We start from the raw sequence: 18142 nt of genomic DNA, 5'->3' as shown, positions 1-18142 counted from the left end.
ATATTTATATACAATGTCATCAAACAAAAAATACTGGAAAAGTGTTGAAGAACTAGAAAATAGTTCTATTGTTGAGGCGCTTAGAAATAACGAATTTGTTGAAGAAATTCCTACTGATGAATTCTTAGGAAATGCAGATGCTTTAGCTACATCTGGAACTTCACGTCGTGACTTTTTAAAGTACGTAGGATTTAGTACTGCGGCAGTTACACTTGCTGCTTGTGAAGGTCCTGTGCACAAGTCTATCCCTTATGTATTACAACCAGAGCAAATCATTCCTGGTGTTGCAGATTTTTATGCAACTACTGTTTTTGATGGTTTTGATTTTGCAAATCTTTTGGTAAAAACTCGTGAGGGTCGTCCAATTAAAATTGAGAACAATACTATTTCTGGAGCTAAATTTTCTGCTAATGCTAGAATTCATGCATCTATCTTAGGATTATACGATAGTATGCGTTTGAAAGAGCCTAAATTAGATGGGAAAAATAGCAGCTGGTCAGCAGTTGATTTAAAAATTAAATCAAGTTTAGCTGATGCAAAAGCAAAAGGAGGTCAAGTAGTATTATTAACAAATACATTAGCAAGTCCATCTACTGAGAAATTAATAGGTGAGTTTATTGCTAAAAATCCAAATGCTAAACATGTAGTTTACGATGCGGTTTCTTCATCTGATGCGTTAGATGCTTTTGAAACTGTTTATGGTGAAAGAGCTTTAGTAGATTATGATTTTTCAAAAGCTTCATTAATTGTATCTGTTGGTGCTGATTTCTTAGGAGATTGGCAAGGTGGTGGATATGATGCTGGATATGCAAAAGGACGTATTCCTCAAAACGGAAAAATGTCTCGTCATTTTCAGTTTGAATCAAATATGACATTATCTGGAGCTGCAGCTGATAAGCGTATTCCAATGACGACAGCTGATCAAAAACAAGCTTTAGTTCAAATTTATAATGTTATTGTTGGAGGTTCAGTTCCAGTTTCTTTAGATGCTAAGTTTAAAGCGGAAGTTGAAAAAGCGGCACAACAATTAAAGGCGGCTGGTTCTAAAGGAATTTTAGTATCTGGCTTAGAAGATAAGAATGCGCAATTATTAGTTTTGGCTATTAATCAAGCATTGTCTAGTGAGGCTTTTAATACAGCTGAAACAAGACAAATTAGAAAAGGTTCTAACGCTGTAGTTGCTCAATTATTAAAAGATATGAATTCGGGAAGTGTTCATACTTTAATTATGAGTGGTGTTAATCCTGTTTATACTTTAGCTGATTCTGCTTCTTTTGTTTCTGGATTGAAAAAAGTTAAAACTTCAGTTGCTTTATCTTTAAAAGAAGATGAAACTGCTGCTATATCAACAATTGCTGCACCAGTTCCTCATTATCTAGAGTCTTGGGGAGATTTAGTGATTACAAAAGGAACATATAGTTTAACACAACCTACAATTCGTCCAATCTTTGATACAAAACAACTTCAAGACGTTTTATTGTCATTGAATGGTGTTGCAGGAAATTTCTACGATTACCTTAAAGCTAATTCAGGGTCAATTATCGCAGGATCTTCTTGGAATAAAGTTTTACACGATGGTGTTTTTGTATACGGTTCAAGTGTTTTAAATGGTGGTTCTTTTGATTATGTAGGTGCTGCAAGTGCACTTTCAAAATCAAAAGCTGCTGGAGAGCTTGAATTAGTTTTATATACTAAAACTGGAATGGGAGACGGACAACATGCAAACAATCCTTGGTTGCAAGAGTTTCCAGATCCAATCACAAGAGTTTCATGGGATAACTATATTACAGTTTCTAATGCTGATGCGAAGAAATTTAATTTATCAAACGAAATTGTTGCAAACGGTGGTTTAAATGGTAGTTATGCTACTATTACTACTGCAGATGGAACTAAATTAGAAAATGTACCGGTAATTGTTCAGCCAGGACAAGCAGTTGGTACAGTTGGTTTAGCTGTAGGTTATGGTCGTAAAGCGGCTTTAAAAGAAGAAATGCAAGTAGGTATTAATGCTTACGCTTTATATAAAAACTTCAATAATGTTCAAGCTATTTCTATTGTAAAAGCTAATGGAGAGCATGAGTTTGCTTGTGTTCAAGGGCAAAAAACATTAATGGGAAGAGGGGATATTATCAAAGAAACAACTTTGAAAATATTTAATACTGAAGATGCTAAACATTGGAACGAACAACCAATGGTATCTTTAGATCACCAAGAGGTTGAAGCTACTACTGTTGATTTGTGGGAGTCATTTGATCGTTCTACTGGACATCACTTTAACTTATCAATCGACTTGAACGCTTGTACTGGATGTGGAGCATGTGTTATTGCTTGTCATGCAGAGAATAACGTTCCTGTAGTAGGTAAATCTGAGGTTAGAAGAAGTCGTGATATGCACTGGTTGCGTATTGACAGATATTATTCTTCTGAAAGTACTTTTGCTGGAGATAACGAAAGAAAAGAGGGTATTGCTGGTTTGTCTAGCTCATTGTCTACATTCAATGAAATGGAAAAACCTGGAGATAATCCACAAGTGGCATTCCAACCTGTAATGTGTCAGCACTGTAATCACGCACCTTGTGAAACAGTTTGTCCGGTTGCTGCGACTTCTCATGGTCGTCAAGGTCAAAACCACATGGCATACAACAGATGTGTTGGTACTCGTTACTGTGCTAATAACTGTCCTTATAAAGTTCGTCGTTTTAACTGGTTCTTATACAATAAAAACAGTGAATTCGATTATCATATGAATGATGATTTAGGTCGTATGGTATTGAACCCAGACGTAAATGTACGTTCACGTGGTGTTATGGAAAAATGTTCTATGTGTATTCAAATGACACAAGCTACTATATTAAATGCTAAAAAAGAAGGTCGTTCAATTGTTGATGGAGAATTCCAAACAGCTTGTTCAAGTGCTTGTTCTTCTGGAGCAATGATATTTGGTGATGTTAATGATGCCGAAAGTAAAGTTGCTAAATTAGCAGCTGATGATAGATCATATCATTTATTAGAGCATGTAGGAACAAAACCTAATGTGGTTTACCATGTTAAAGTTAGAAATACTTAGAATAAATTATTAATAAGAAACAATATAAAGGATTATGTCGTCTCACTACGAAGCACCCATTAGAAAACCTTTAGTTATAGGTGATAAATCATATCACGATGTAACTGTAGATGTGGCAGCACCTGTTGAAGGTCCTGCAAATAAACAATGGTGGATTGTATTTTCAATCGCATTAATAGCCTTCCTTTGGGGGTTAGGTTGTATAATTTACACCGTATCTACCGGTATTGGAACATGGGGATTAAATAAAACAGTTGGTTGGGCTTGGGATATTACTAACTTCGTTTGGTGGGTTGGTATTGGTCACGCTGGAACTTTGATTTCTGCAGTACTATTACTTTTCCGTCAACGTTGGAGAATGGCTATTAACCGTTCTGCAGAAGCAATGACTATTTTCTCAGTAGTTCAAGCAGGTTTATTTCCAATTATTCACATGGGACGTCCATGGTTAGCATACTGGGTTTTACCTATTCCAAACCAGTTTGGATCTTTATGGGTAAACTTTAACTCACCATTACTTTGGGACGTATTTGCAATTTCTACTTATCTTTCAGTGTCATTAGTTTTCTGGTGGACTGGTTTATTGCCTGACTTTGCAATGCTTCGTGATAGAGCTATAACTCCGTTTAACAAAAGAGTTTATTCTATCTTAAGTTTTGGATGGAGTGGTAGAGCTAAAGATTGGCAGCGTTTTGAAGAGGTATCATTGGTATTAGCTGGTTTAGCAACTCCTCTTGTACTTTCTGTACACACAATTGTATCGATGGACTTTGCTACTTCTGTAATTCCAGGATGGCATACAACTATTTTCCCTCCATACTTCGTTGCTGGAGCGGTATTCTCAGGATTTGCGATGGTAAATACATTGTTAATCGTTATGAGAAAAGTTTCTAATCTTGAAGCGTATATCACGTTACAACATATCGAATTGATGAATATCATTATTATGATTACAGGTTCGATTGTAGGTGTTGCTTATATCACTGAGTTATTCGTAGCTTGGTATTCTGGAGTAGAATACGAGCAATATGCATTCTTAAACAGAGCTACTGGACCTTACTGGTGGGCATATTGGTCAATGATGACTTGTAATGTTTTCTCTCCACAGTTTATGTGGTTCAAGAAACTAAGAACAAGTATCATGTTCTCATTTATTATTTCGATTGTTGTAAACATCGGAATGTGGTTTGAAAGATTCGTAATTATTGTTACTTCTTTACATAGAGATTATCTTCCATCTTCTTGGACAATGTTCTCACCAACATTTGTTGATATTGGAATTTTCATCGGAACAATTGGTTTCTTCTTTGTATTGTTTTTATTGTACTCTAGAACATTCCCTGTAATTGCACAGGCAGAGGTTAAAACAATTCTAAAAGGAACAGGAGATAATTACATTAGAGAAAGAGCAAAAAATAAAGATTCACATCATGAGTAATAAAGTAATATACGCCATTTATAATGACGATGATATTTTGATGGATGCAGTAAAGAAAACTAGAGCTGCACATCATCATATTGAAGAGGTTTTTACTCCATTTCCTGTTCACGGATTGGATAAAGCAATGGGTTTAGCACCAACAAGATTAGCAATTTGTTCTTTTCTTTACGGATGTGTTGGTATTTCATTTGCTACATTTATGATGAGTTATATCATGATTCACGATTGGCCGCAAGATATTGGAGGTAAGCCAAGTTTCAGCTTCATTCAAAATATGCCTTCTTTTGTGCCCATTATGTTTGAGATGACTGTATTTTTTGCTGCGCACTTAATGGTTATTACTTTTTATATGAGAAGTAGATTGTGGCCTTTTAAAGAAGCTGAAAATCCAGATGTAAGAACAACGGATGACCATTTTTTAATGGAAGTTGCTGTGAATAATAATGAGGCAGAGCTAGTTACTTTTTTTGAAGGGACTGGAGCTGTTGAAGTTAAAGTAATTGAAAAGAATTAATTGTAGCTATGAAAAGGATATATAAAATAACACTTTTAGTTGGTATAACTATTTTAGTTTCATCTTGCCACAATAATTCGGCACCAAACTATCAGTATTTCCCTAATATGTATGAATCTTTAGCATATGAGCCATATGCAGAAGCAAAAGTATTTAAGGGTGGTAAAGAAGGACAGCTTCCTGTAGAAGGAACTATAAATAGAGGTTTTGAGCCTTATGAGTATGAAAATTCAACTGCAGGTTATGAATTGGCGAAAGCTAATTTAAAATCGCCTTTGACTGAAGCAGAAAAAAGTTCTGAAAAAGGAAAAGAACTTTTCGATATTTACTGTATTAGCTGCCATGGTGCAACTGGAAATGGTAAAGGTAAATTAGTTGAAAGAGAGAAATTTCTTGGAGTACCTAGCTATAAAGACAGAGAGATCACTGAAGGAAGTATCTTTCATGTTGAGACTTATGGTTTAAATGCAATGGGTTCGCATGCAAATCAATTAAGTGCCCACGAACGTTGGTTAGTTGCTGACTATGTTCTAAAACTAAAAAGCCAATTATAATTGTTGAACAAACTGATCGTAATAGATATGTATACATTTTCAAGTAAATTAAAAACTTTCTCTTTCATCCTAATGATCGTTGGTATATTAGGAATAGGATATGGTTTTTTAACTGCTCCTAAAGATATTCAAGAAGTTGAAAAAATTCTTGCTGCAGATGCACATGGTTCTCATGGTGCTGCACATGAAGCAACAGCAGAAGCTTCTCATACAGAAGCTGGGCATCACGAAACTGCTGAGGCATCTCATGATTCACATAAAGGTGGTGAACATGCAAAAGTTAATGCCGCTGATGAACATACAGAACATTTAAACCATGTACTGCACCAACTACAAAATAAACCATGGTCTGCATTATATGTAGCTTGTATTTTCTTTTTGTTGCTTTCAATGGGGGTTTTAGCATTTTATGCTATTCAACAAGTTGCACAAGCAGGTTGGTCTCCAGTTTTGTTTAGAGTAATGCAAGGTATTACGGCTTATTTGCCAGTTGGTTCTGTAATTTTCTTTATTATTTTGGTTCTTTGCGGACTGCATTTTAATCATATTTTTGTATGGTTAGGTGAAGGTGTTACGGATCCAAAAAGTCCTAATTATGATGCAATTATCGCTGGTAAATCAGGATATTTAAACTTCCCATTTTGGATTGTTAGAGCAGGTATCTTTTTATTAGGATGGAATTTATACAATTATTTCTCTAGAAAAAATTGTTTAGCTCAAGATGAAGCTAATGATGATTTGTACTATAAAAAGAATTTTAAGGCATCAGCTGGATTTTTAGTGTTCTTTATTGTATCTGAATCTATTATGTCTTGGGATTGGATTATGTCATTTGATCCACACTGGTTTAGTACATTATTCGGATGGTATGTTTTTGCTTCTTTCTTTGTAAGTGGAATTACTACTATCGCTTTAGTGACTATTTATTTAAAATCTAAAGGATATTTAGAGTTTGTTAATACAAGCCACATTCATGATTTAGCTAAATTTATGTTTGGTATTAGTATTTTCTGGACATACTTATGGTTCTCTCAGTTTATGTTAATCTGGTATGCAAATATTCCTGAGGAGGTTACTTATTTCATCACAAGAATTCAATTGTATAACTTGCCATTCTTTGGTGCTGTGGTTATGAATTTTGTTTTCCCATTGTTAATCTTAATCAATACTGATTTCAAACGTCTAAGCTGGATTATAGTAATGGCTGGTATTGTTATTTTATTAGGACATTATATTGATTTCTTTAATATGATTATGCCTGGTACAGTTGGAGATAAATGGTTTATTGGAGTTTCTGAAATTGCGTCTATTCTTTTCTTTTTAGGATTGTTTATTTTTACAGTGTTTACTGCATTAACTAAATCTCCTTTGCTTGCAAAAAGAAATCCTTTCATAGAAGAAAGTAAACATTTTCATTATTAATATTTAAAGAAATAAACAGATGACAAGTTTGTTGGTAATTGTAGTTTTAGTTTTATTAGCAGTTGCATTATGGCAATTGACCAAGATATTTGATCTTACTCAAGTAGGATCTTCTTCGGACGATTCTCAGGTTGCATCAGATAATGATAATAATATTCAGGGATATATTATGTTTGGCTTTTTAGCTTTCATTTATATATTTACTATTTATGGTTTACTAAAATGGGGTAATTTAGTGCTTCATACACCAGCTTCTGAGCATGGGCTTTTAGTAGATAGTTTGATGAATATTACCTGGGTATTAATCTTTACAGTTCAAGTTATTACTCAAGGCTTATTACATTGGTTTTCTTTTAAAAATAGAGGACATAAAGATAAAAAAGCTTTATTCTTTGCAGATAGTAATAAATTAGAAGCAATTTGGAGTATCATTCCATCTGTAGTTCTAGCTTGTTTAATTCTTTATGGATTATATGCTTGGAATAACATCATGTTTGTTGATAAAGATGAAGATGTTGTAGAGATCGAATTATATGCTCAACAGTTTAAATGGACTGCAAGATATGCAGGTCAGGATAATGTTTTAGGAAAAGCAAACGTTCGTTTAATTGAAGGGATAAATACATTAGGAGTTGATATGTCTGATCCTAATTCTCAAGATGATATTGTAGTTTCTGAACTTCATATTCCTAAAGGTAAAAAAGTACATTTCAAAATGCGTTCTCAAGACGTACTGCATTCTGCTTATTTTCCTCACTTTAGAGCACAAATGAACTGTGTTCCTGGTATGGTTACTGAGTTTGCTTTTGTTCCAACTTATACTACTGCTGAATACAGAGAGTTACCATTTATGGTTGAGAAAGTTGCAAACATCAACAAATTAAGAGCTGAAAAAAGTATTGAGTTAGTTGCAAAAGGAGGTACAGCTTTAGATCCTTACACATTTGATTATTTATTATTATGTAATAAAATTTGTGGAGCTTCACATTATAACATGCAAATGAAAGTTGTTGTAGATACTCCAGAAGAATATAAAAAATGGTTAAGCGAGAAAACTACTTTAGCTCAGGATATTAAAGCGGCAGCAGCAGCTAAAAAACCTGAAGCAGAAGGTGCTGCACCAAGTGATACTACTGCAAAAGTTATCGATACTGTAAAAGCAGTTGTAGATACAGTTAAAGCAGCTGTAGCTAAAGTTGCGATGAAATAATATTATTAAGAAAATTTAAAGTACACATATATGTCAGCAGAAGCGCACGGTCACGATCACGGACACGATCACGAGCACGAACATCATCATAAAGATACGTTCATTACTAAATATATTTTTAGTATTGATCACAAAATGATTGCTAAGCAATACTTGATTACAGGTATTATCATGGGGATTATTGGTATTGCTATGTCTTTGCTTTTCAGAATGCAATTGGCTTGGCCAGAAGAGTCTTTTAAAATCTTTAATGTTTTATTAGGAGATAAATTTGCACCTGATGGTGTAATGGCAAATGATATTTATCTAGCTTTAGTTACAATTCACGGTACCATTATGGTATTCTTTGTACTGACAGCTGGTTTGAGTGGAACTTTTAGTAACTTACTTATTCCGCTTCAAATTGGAGCGCGAGATATGGCTTCTGGATTTATGAACATGATTTCATACTGGTTGTTCTTTTTATCTGCTGTAGTTATGTTATGTTCTTTATTTGTTGAAGCTGGACCAGCTTCTGCAGGTTGGACAATTTATCCACCATTAAGTGCTTTACCACAAGCGATCCCTGGATCTGGAACTGGTATGACTTTATGGTTAGTTTCGATGGCTATCTTTATTGCATCTTCTTTAATGGGATCATTAAACTACATCGTAACTGTTATTAACTTAAGAACAAAAGGAATGTCTATGACTAGACTTCCACTTACAATTTGGACATTTTTCGTAACAGCTATTATTGGTGTTATCTCTTTCCCAGTATTATTATCTGCAGCATTATTATTGATTTTCGATAGAAGTTTTGGTACTTCATTCTTCTTATCTGATATCTATATTGCAGGAGAGGTTTTACATTACCAAGGTGGTTCTCCAGTATTGTTTGAGCACTTATTCTGGTTCTTAGGTCACCCTGAGGTTTACATTGTAATCTTACCAGCAATGGGTCTTGTTTCTGAAATTATGGCTACGAACTCTCGTAAACCAATTTTTGGATACAGAGCGATGATTATGTCAGTTCTTGCAATTGCATTTTTATCAACTATCGTATGGGGTCACCATATGTTTATTTCTGGAATGAATCCTTTCTTAGGATCTGTATTTACTTTTACAACTTTATTAATTGCAATTCCATCTGCTGTAAAAGCATTCAACTGGATTACAACTTTATGGAAAGGTAACTTACAATTTAACCCTGCAATGTTGTTCTCTATTGGTATGGTTTCTACTTTCATCACTGGAGGTTTAACTGGAATCATTTTAGGAGATAGTACTTTAGATATTAACGTTCACGATACTTACTTCGTAATTGCTCACTTTCACTTAGTAATGGGTATCTCTGCACTTTATGGAATGTTTGCTGGTATTTACCACTGGTTCCCTAAAATGTATGGAAGAATGTTAAATAAAAACTTAGGTTATATTCACTTCTGGATTACAGCAGTTTGTGCTTATGGTGTTTTCTTCCCAATGCACTTTATCGGATTAGCAGGTTTACCAAGACGTTATTATACAAATACTAACTTCCCATTATTTGATGATTTACAAAATGTGAATGTTTTAATTACAACATTTGCTCTTGTAGGAGGAGCTTTCCAATTAGTATTCTTGTACAACTTTTTTAGTAGTATTTTCTACGGTAAGAAAGCAGTTCAAAATCCTTGGAGATCTACAACATTAGAATGGACAACGCCAGTTGAACATATTCATGGAAACTGGCCAGGTGAAATTCCTCACGTATATCGTTGGCCGTATGACTACAGTAACCCAAATCATGATGTAGATTTTGTTCCTCAAAATGTACCAATGAAAGAAGGTGAAGAAGTTTTACACCACTAAAATAATAGAAGACTGTCAGAGATGACAGTCTTTTTTTATGTGTTATTTTAAATAGTTAAATTGTTACTGTTTACATACTGATTTACTTTGTATATCTTTGTAAAATGAATGAGAATTTAGATCCAACAACCAAAGGATATAACCCAGAAGAATTAGATCTTGAAAAGAGATTACGCCCATTGTCATTTGATGACTTTGCTGGACAAGATCAGGTTTTAGAAAACTTAAAAGTTTTTGTTGCTGCTGCAAATCAACGTGGTGAGGCGCTTGATCATGCGTTATTCCATGGGCCTCCAGGGCTTGGAAAAACGACTTTAGCTAATATTCTGGCAAATGAATTAGAGGTTGGAATAAAAATTACTTCTGGACCAGTTTTAGATAAACCTGGTGATTTAGCAGGTTTGTTAACAAATCTTGATGAGCGAGATGTTTTATTTATTGATGAAATTCATCGTTTGAGTCCAATTGTTGAAGAGTATTTATATTCGGCAATGGAAGATTTCAAAATTGATATTATGATTGAATCTGGCCCAAATGCTAGAACAGTGCAGATCAATTTGAATCCGTTTACTTTGATTGGCGCAACAACTCGTTCAGGATTATTAACGGCTCCAATGAGAGCACGTTTTGGTATCTCATCTCGATTACAATATTATTCTACTGAACTTTTGACAACAATTGTAGAAAGAAGCGCAGGGATATTAAAAATGCCTATAGATCTTGAAGCTGCAATTGAAATTGCAGGCCGCAGCCGCGGAACTCCTCGTATAGCAAATGCGCTACTGCGACGAGTTCGTGATTTTGCACAGATAAAAGGTAATGGTACTATTGATATTGAGATTTCTCGTTACGCATTAAAAGCTTTAAATGTTGATGCGCATGGCTTAGATGAAATGGATAATAAAATACTATTAACTATTATAAATAAGTTTAAGGGAGGGCCGGTCGGGCTATCTACTTTGGCTACAGCAGTATCGGAAAGCAGCGAAACTATTGAGGAAGTGTACGAACCTTTCTTGATTCAAGAGGGATTTATTATGCGTACGCCTCGTGGTCGTGAAGTTACAGACAAAGCATATAAACATTTAGGTAAGTTAAATACAAATATTCAAGGAGGTTTGTTTTAGCAGTTATGTCTAATAATGTAAAATATAAGTACCCAAATAAATTATCAATAGTTCGATTTTTTAAAGATGCTGAAGGGGTTAGAAAAAATCCGATTCCTTTTCATAATAGATATTTTGAGAAATTTGGAGATTCTTTTTCCATTAGAATTGGTTTCTCAAAGCACATCATTTTGTCGAGAGATAATGAAATTGCGCAATATATTTTAGTTAAAAATCAAAAGAATTATCATAAATCTAAATTTCAATCTGTATATCTTTCTAAGTATTTAGGGAAAGGTCTTTTAACCAGTGATGGTGATTTTTGGTTAAAGCAGAGACGTCTTATCCAACCGGCATTTCATAAACAAAAAATGAATCAGTTGGTTGATAATATGAATATAACTATTTGTGCAGAATTGGATAATCTCGGTGAAGAAAAGCCGATAGATCTTTTTCCAATAATGAGTAATCTGGCATTTAATGTTGTGGCAAAATCTTTGTTTCAGCTTGAAACTGCGGAAAATAAATTCGAACGAATTAAATTTATTATTGAAGAAGTACAGCATTTTTTAATTAAAGAAATTCGGCTTCCGCATAAGGCTTGGTGGTTCTCATTAAGTGGTCAAGTAAAAAAGCATCTTAAGTTAGCAGAAGAGAATAATAGTATTATTCGTGAAATTATAGAGGAACGAAAAGCTTCAAAGGGAGAAATAAATGATTTACTAAATATGCTTTTAGATACCAGATACGAAGATACTGGTGAAAGCATGTCTGTAGAGCAATTGATTGATGAAATTAAAGTTTTGTTTATTGCAGGACATGAAACAACTGCAAATGCTTTAACATTTACACTTCATTTGTTAGGCAGTAATCCAGAAGTACAGGAAAAAGTTTTTGAAGAAATTTGTCAAATTGAGTTGCAAACTGAAAATGTTATCGAGCAACTTCAAAAAATGACCTATTTAAATGCCGTTTTGAACGAATCTATGCGTTTATATCCGCCAGCTTGGATTACAGACAGGCAGAATCTTGAAGATGATTCTTTTGGGCAGTTTAAAATAAAGAAAGATACTCTTATCGGTATTTCTTTTTATGAATTGCATCGTAATCCTAAGTACTGGAAGAATCCAGATGAATTCATTCCTGAACGATTTCTAGGTGAGCAAAAAAAAGAGTCAATGCAATATTTTTATCCCTTTGGTGCAGGACCAAGGATGTGTATTGGAACTGGCTTTGCCATTTATGAAATGTGTCTTACAATATCTCAAATTGTAAAAAAATATGTGATTAAATCTAATGATAGTGTAATACTGTTTAATCCATTAATTACTTTAAAACCTGTTAACGTTAAAGTTTCATTCTCTAAAAGATGCTGATTAATTCTAAAGAGACATATTCAAAATTTATAAAATCAGAAGCTAAACGACTTGGCTTTATTTCGTGTGGAATATCGAAAGCTGGTTTTTTAGAACAAGAAGCTCCACGGCTTGAGAAATATCTAAAAAACAATTACAATGGTCAAATGGCTTATATGGAGAATCATTTTGATAAGAGACTTGACCCAACTTTATTGGTTGATGATGCAAAAAGCGTTGTTTCTCTTTTGCTTAATTATTATCCTTCGGAAGTTCAAAATGAGGAAAGTTTTAAGATTTCCAAATATGCATACGGTCAGGATTATCATTTTGTTATAAAAGAAAAATTAAAAGAATTTCTTCATTCGATTCAAGAGAATATTGGCGAAGTTTCTGGTCGTGCTTTTGTTGATTCTGCACCAGTTTTGGATAAGGCTTGGGCAGCAAAAAGCGGTTTAGGATGGATTGGAAAAAACAGTAATTTAATTACTCAAAAAGTTGGTTCTTTCTACTTTATAGCAGAACTTATTTTAGATTTAGAATTAGAATATGATCACGCAGTAACAGATCATTGCGGTTCTTGCACCGCTTGTATTGATGCTTGTCCTACACAAGCAATAGTCGCACCATATGTAGTCGATGGCAGCAAATGTATATCTTATTATACTATTGAATTGAAAGAAAATATGCCACATGAAATGAAGGGAAAATTTGACGAATGGATGTTTGGATGCGACACTTGTCAAGATGTTTGTCCTTGGAATCGATTTTCTAAACCACATTCAGAACCATTGTTTAATCCGAACCCCGAATTACTTTCTTTTTCTAAAAAAGAGTGGCTTGAAATTACCGAAGAAACCTTCCGTTTAGTTTTCAAAAATTCGCCTATTAAAAGAACCAAATTTGATGGACTTAAGCGAAATATTAATTTCCTAGAATAAATTTACTCTTTCTATTTTACATTCATATTTAAAGAAATTTCTCTTCTTATAAAACAAAAACACACAATATTGATTTTTAATTAGTTATGTGTGTTTTGTTTGTTTTGACACCATATGTTTTGTAAGATAAATTTACAGATTAATCACTCAAACCTTGTCATGCTGTTTTTTCTGTAAAATTTTAAGAAATTTCTGCTATTTTATTGTCGGATTGTTATGTTTTTAAGGTTTAAAGGTTAATTTGTTTTTAAGGATTGTGCATTTCAACGTTTTTTCATGTAGTTTATCGACTAATGTAGTTAGTATTGAGGTCTTTGTATACTTTCGCAGCACCAAATTTACTTAACTAACCCCCAAAGACATTGTGTCTTGAACCTAAATGCATTATGGTCCAAACGCTTAACTATCTTTTATGCGATTTTGAAAAGCCCTTTTTCAATTATCCAAAATCCGTTTACCTTATTTTCTCGTATTTATATTATAATCTGAAAGCCAAATTTTGGTTTTCAGATTCCAAATTTTCTATACTCCCAACTAATACCCTGTTTGTCTATGCGTAACTTTACTTTTAATGTATCTAGTTTTGTTAGGTCAAGTTTTTTTCTTTTATTATTTCTATTAGTATCATTAAGTTCTGTTGCTCAGGTTTGTGGAACACCAGGAGGTGATGGCCCTATAGCGATAACAGGTTCTGTAAATACTTATTTCCCAATTAGCGGTGATATTAATTTAAATGCTGGAGCACAGGCAATTTTATTGGCGGCATCACCGGGATCAGATGGTAAAGGGAACAACTTTGGTACTATTCCGATTTCAGCAGGAGATCTGATTTTGATTATTCAGATGCAAGATGCAACAATTGATTATAGTAACAATTCAGCGTATGGATCTGGAACAACAAATAGTGGTAAAGACGTTTTAGGGGGTACTGGGTTTCTAAATATTAATAATACGGGGATTTTTGAGTACGTTATTGCGACAAATAATGTTCCCCTGGGAGGAGGAAATCTGACTTTTAAAGGAACAGGTTCTAATGGCGGTGTTCGAAATAGTTTTTTTAATGCAAAAGCAACGCCAACTAGAGGACAGAGAACATTTCAAATCGTTAGAGTACCACAATATTCTAATCTAACGTTAAGTTCCTCTATTACAACTCCGCCTTTTAATGGTGTTGCAGGAGGGGTAATTGCTTTTAATGTTTCTGGTACGTTTAATTTTAACGGTAATACAATTGATGGGTCCGAAAGAGGATTTAGAGGAGGCTACAGTCCAGTAGCATATACTGGTGAAAACAATGCTACAACTTATGTCGGTCCCTCAAGTAATACAGCAATTTCAGGAAAAGGAGAAGGAATTGCTGGTACACCAAGATACATGTGGGATGGTTTTAGTCAAGTTGATAATGGGGCCGCTAATGAAGGATTACCGGGAGGATCTTCAGGTAGAGGAGCTCCTGCAAATGCAGGTGGTGGAGGAAATGATCATAATTCCGGCGGTGGCGGTGGTGGAAATGGTGGATACGGAGGTTTAGGAGGTAAAGGTTGGCAAGGCGGCAACGGTGCTACAAGTCCTAGTACTGGAGGAGGAAGACCAGGTTTTACTTCTTTTAAGACACCAGAACCAGAACTGACTCGACTAATTATGGGAGGTGGTGGTGGAGCCGGTGATGCCAATAACGCTGTAGATGGAGTTAAAGGAGGAGTTGGTGGAGCTATAATTCTTATTAATGCGGGTAATATTCAAGGAAATGGATTTATTAAAGCAAATGGAGGGCCTGGTGCCCCAGGTTCTTTCGCAGGATCTCCGGATGGAGCTGGTGGTGGTGGAGCTGGAGGGAGTGTTTTTTTAAATATTTCGAATACTAATGCTATAGCTACAAATGTTACTATTGAGGCGAATGGAGGAAAGGGAGGTAATACACTTAATGATTTAGGAAATTCACATGGACCAGGTGGTGGTGGTGGTGGTGGAATTATTAGATATAATGTTCCAGGAACAGGAGTAACGATAAATCCTTCTGTTACTGCTGGTGCCTTTGGTAAAACAGATAACGGCAGTCTTAATGGAGTAGATCATGGTGCGCAACCAGGTGAAGCTGGATTTGTAAAATCATTTATTTCTTCTGATGTACCGCCTAATTTACAAGTAAATGCAAGTTGTTTTCCTATTTTAGAGACAACAGTAAAGGCATTAACAACAAGTGACGTATGTGGTTCGATTGGTGAGAAAGTTACATATGAGATTCAAATAAAGAATACTGGAGCAGGAAATGCAGCTGGAGTTTTATTAGATTTCTCTTTTCCAGCAAATATTGAATTTGATGCTGCAACAGCATCTTATTCAACGGAGGCTTCAGGTCCTTCTGGGGCTTTGTCTAGTACAGGTTCGGCTAATAATCCTTTAATTGGAAATTTTAATATTGCACAAAACGGAGTTGTCACTATAACTTTAGTTGGAAGAATATCAGGTACAATTGCTGCAGGGAAACATAGTTCTAGTGCGCAAGCTCAATACTTAGATCCAACTCGCAGGCTAGATGGCACTAGAAAAATAACTGCTGCTTTAAATGGATATGGTACAGTAAATAAAAAATATGAAGGAGCTAACCAAGCAGATGTTCCGGGAACAAATTTTAATGGGGCTGGTCCAACAATAACAGTTGATGATATTACAATTTTGGCACTGCCAGCAGCTCCAACAGTTAACAGAACTCAGGGAAATTGTACAACTCCAACTGGAACTATAACGGTTACAGCACCTGCGAATGGTCCGAACGTAAGCTATACTTTAACAGGAACAAATCCAGTAACTGCATCAACAAGTAATGCAACTGGTGTTTTTCCTGGCTTGGTATCAGGAACTTATCAAGTAACCACAACCAATGCACAGGGATGTACTTCGCTTCCAACTACAGGAATACAGATTACGACTGTTCCGGGAGCCCCTACAACCACTGGAGTTTCAATGTGTGTTGGGGACTTGGGATCATTAACGGCTACTTCTTGTTCTAGTAATTTTGTAAATTCTGGAACTACAATATCAGGAGCATGGAATAGAGATACAGATCCTACAGCTTTAAGACCTATTACTAGTATGACTAATTCTGGTGCTTGTGGGTTTGATAGTAGTAGTATTAGAAATTACGTTGCCATTCCTTTCCAAGTAAGTGTTTCTGGGAATTATATATTACAGATGAATGCTAGTGATAATGGTGATCCTATGGGGTATATTGTTTCGGGAGCTTTTGTGCCAGGTAGTTGTTCAACAGGTAATTGGATTAAAGGAGATGATGACAGTGCTGGAAATAGGCTCCCTCGTTTAGGCGCTAGCTCTAGTCAAGGAATTATGCCTTTATACGCTGGAACTACTTATACGTTAATATCTACTACTTATGCAAGCGGTACAGGTAGTATTTCAGGTACTTTTTCTTGGGTAGTAACATCTAGACCAAACGGAGGTGAGATTATGTTGCAGACTCCTGGAACAATAAATTGGTACAAAGCAGCATCTGGAGGATCATCAATAGGTTCTGGAAATTCTTTTGATCCTGTAGGAGTTCCAAATTCAGGTGTAGCTAATAGAACAACACCTATATCAACTATTTTTTATGCTGAATGTTCTAATAATCCGGGTTGTAGAACAGCAACGAATTTTGTCATTAATGCAAAACCTACTATAACAGCAGTCGCTGGTGGATCACGATGTGATTCAGGAGAAGTAACTTTGGGAGCAACGGCCTCATCAGGAACAATCAATTGGTATACTGCAGCGACAGGAGGATCTATAGTAGCGACAGGAACAAGTTATAAAACACCAAGTTTATCTACAACTACAGATTATTATGTAGAGGCTGTAGCTAACGGATGTACTTCTGCAGCTAGAACTAAAGTTACAGCAACAGTAAATACGACACCAACAATTACTAGTACAACTCCTAGGTCAGGATGTGCAGGAGAAACAGTTATTTTGTCTGCATCAGCCTCGGCAGGGACAATCAACTGGTATAGCAACGTGACAGGCGGAATCTCGTTAGGAACAGGTACAAATTTTACTACACCGAATTTATCTGCAACTACTACTTATTATGTAGATGCTACTAATAATAATTGTACTACCGGATCTAGAGTTGCAGTAGCAGCTACAGTATATCCGCTTCCAACAGCATATGCGGTTACAGGTGGTGGAACATATTGTACAGGAGGAACAGGATTCGCAGTTGGATTAAGCAATTCAGATAGTGGAGTAAGCTATCAATTACAATTGGGAGGAGCGAATAATGGAACTCCTGTTATAGGAACGGGTACTGCGATCAGTTTTGGAACAAAAACAGCAGCAGGAACTTATACTGTTGTTGCGACTAATACTAATTCTGGAATATCTTGTACTGCTACAATGACAGGAAATGCTGTTATTACTATAAGTACTTTTCCAGCTGCATTAGCATTAACAGGAAGTACTATTTGTGTTTCACCTGGAGGAAACGGTACAATTACCTCTTCAACTTCAGTAAGCGGAGTAAATTATCAATTATATAATTCAAGCAATACAGCAGTTCAAGGATCAATACCTGGAACTGGATCAGGCTTAACATGGTCAAATCTTATTGCAGGAAATGGATATTATGTAACGGCTACTAATGCATCAAACTGTTCAACAAATAGTAATACAGTTAATGTAGCGACTACTCCAAATCCTGCAG

10 protein-coding genes and 1 pseudogene are annotated in these 18142 nt (G+C 35.2%); all 11 read left to right on the top strand.

The window, feature by feature from the left end; translation table 11 throughout:
* Nucleotides 1-13: 13 nt before the first annotated feature.
* The gene (locus BOW57_RS03840) at nt 14-3067 is read left to right on the top strand and encodes a TAT-variant-translocated molybdopterin oxidoreductase (RefSeq protein ID WP_129053102.1); all 3054 of its coding nucleotides are present in this window, start codon (nt 14-16) and stop codon (nt 3065-3067) included.
* A 34-nt stretch (nt 3068-3101) separates the two neighbouring features.
* Nucleotides 3102-4505, top strand: coding sequence for an NrfD/PsrC family molybdoenzyme membrane anchor subunit (gene nrfD / locus BOW57_RS03835; RefSeq protein ID WP_089052709.1), 1404 nt, complete (start codon nt 3102-3104; stop codon nt 4503-4505).
* Nucleotides 4498-5022 (top strand): DUF3341 domain-containing protein, encoded by a 525-nt coding sequence (locus BOW57_RS03830; RefSeq protein ID WP_089052710.1) that lies wholly within the window; start codon nt 4498-4500, stop codon nt 5020-5022. Before nrfD ends, BOW57_RS03830 begins: the two co-directional genes overlap by 8 nt.
* 8 nt (nt 5023-5030) lie before the next feature.
* On the top strand, nt 5031-5576 hold the full coding sequence (locus BOW57_RS03825) for a cytochrome c (RefSeq protein ID WP_089052711.1): 546 nt from the start codon (nt 5031-5033) through the stop codon (nt 5574-5576).
* A gap of 27 nt (nt 5577-5603) precedes the next feature.
* Entirely contained in the window at nt 5604-6998 is a 1395-nt protein-coding gene (locus tag BOW57_RS03820; protein WP_129053101.1) for a quinol:cytochrome C oxidoreductase, read from the top strand.
* A gap of 19 nt (nt 6999-7017) precedes the next feature.
* Nucleotides 7018-8208 carry a cytochrome c oxidase subunit II gene (locus BOW57_RS03815; RefSeq protein WP_089052713.1) on the top strand — a complete coding sequence of 397 codons (1191 nt, stop codon included), beginning with the start codon at nt 7018-7020 and terminating at the stop codon, nt 8206-8208.
* Nucleotides 8209-8238: 30 nt separating this feature from the next.
* Complete coding sequence (locus BOW57_RS03810) at nt 8239-10041, top strand: cbb3-type cytochrome c oxidase subunit I (RefSeq protein ID WP_089052714.1); 1803 nt, start codon at nt 8239-8241, stop codon at nt 10039-10041.
* Between the two features lie 104 nt (nt 10042-10145).
* Nucleotides 10146-11168, top strand: coding sequence for a Holliday junction branch migration DNA helicase RuvB (ruvB, locus tag BOW57_RS03805; protein WP_089052715.1), 1023 nt, complete (start codon nt 10146-10148; stop codon nt 11166-11168).
* 5 nt (nt 11169-11173) lie between these two features.
* Nucleotides 11174-12523: a cytochrome P450 gene (locus tag BOW57_RS03800; RefSeq protein WP_129053100.1), complete on the top strand. Its 1350-nt coding sequence runs from the start codon at nt 11174-11176 to the stop codon at nt 12521-12523.
* On the top strand, nt 12517-13443 hold the full coding sequence (gene queG, locus BOW57_RS03795) for a tRNA epoxyqueuosine(34) reductase QueG (protein WP_164973665.1): 927 nt from the start codon (nt 12517-12519) through the stop codon (nt 13441-13443). Before BOW57_RS03800 ends, queG begins: the two co-directional genes overlap by 7 nt.
* A gap of 552 nt (nt 13444-13995) precedes the next feature.
* A pseudogene (locus BOW57_RS20950) lies at nt 13996-18142 on the top strand (hypothetical protein); the annotation flags it as partial.

Origin of the sequence: Flavobacterium sp. YO64, assembly GCF_004119505.1 — a bacterium.
In the GTDB taxonomy this organism is placed as follows: Bacteria; Bacteroidota; Bacteroidia; order Flavobacteriales; family Flavobacteriaceae; genus Flavobacterium; species Flavobacterium oncorhynchi.
The sequence above is the reverse complement of the archived record's forward strand: the minus strand, read 5'-3'. Positions and strand labels throughout refer to the sequence as shown.

Excerpts from the sequence above, each read along its gene's own strand:
- BOW57_RS03840 (WP_129053102.1), top strand. The coding sequence starts at position 14 with ATGTCATCAAACAAAAAATACTGGAAAAGTGTTGAAGAACTAGAAAAT.
- nrfD (WP_089052709.1), top strand. The coding sequence starts at position 3,102 with ATGTCGTCTCACTACGAAGCACCCATTAGAAAACCTTTAGTTATAGGT.
- BOW57_RS03830 (WP_089052710.1), top strand. The coding sequence starts at position 4,498 with ATGAGTAATAAAGTAATATACGCCATTTATAATGACGATGATATTTTG.
- BOW57_RS03825 (WP_089052711.1), top strand. The coding sequence starts at position 5,031 with ATGAAAAGGATATATAAAATAACACTTTTAGTTGGTATAACTATTTTA.
- BOW57_RS03820 (WP_129053101.1), top strand. The coding sequence starts at position 5,604 with ATGTATACATTTTCAAGTAAATTAAAAACTTTCTCTTTCATCCTAATG.
- BOW57_RS03815 (WP_089052713.1), top strand. The coding sequence starts at position 7,018 with ATGACAAGTTTGTTGGTAATTGTAGTTTTAGTTTTATTAGCAGTTGCA.
- BOW57_RS03810 (WP_089052714.1), top strand. The coding sequence starts at position 8,239 with ATGTCAGCAGAAGCGCACGGTCACGATCACGGACACGATCACGAGCAC.
- ruvB (WP_089052715.1), top strand. The coding sequence starts at position 10,146 with ATGAATGAGAATTTAGATCCAACAACCAAAGGATATAACCCAGAAGAA.
- BOW57_RS03800 (WP_129053100.1), top strand. The coding sequence starts at position 11,174 with ATGTCTAATAATGTAAAATATAAGTACCCAAATAAATTATCAATAGTT.
- queG (WP_164973665.1), top strand. The coding sequence starts at position 12,517 with ATGCTGATTAATTCTAAAGAGACATATTCAAAATTTATAAAATCAGAA.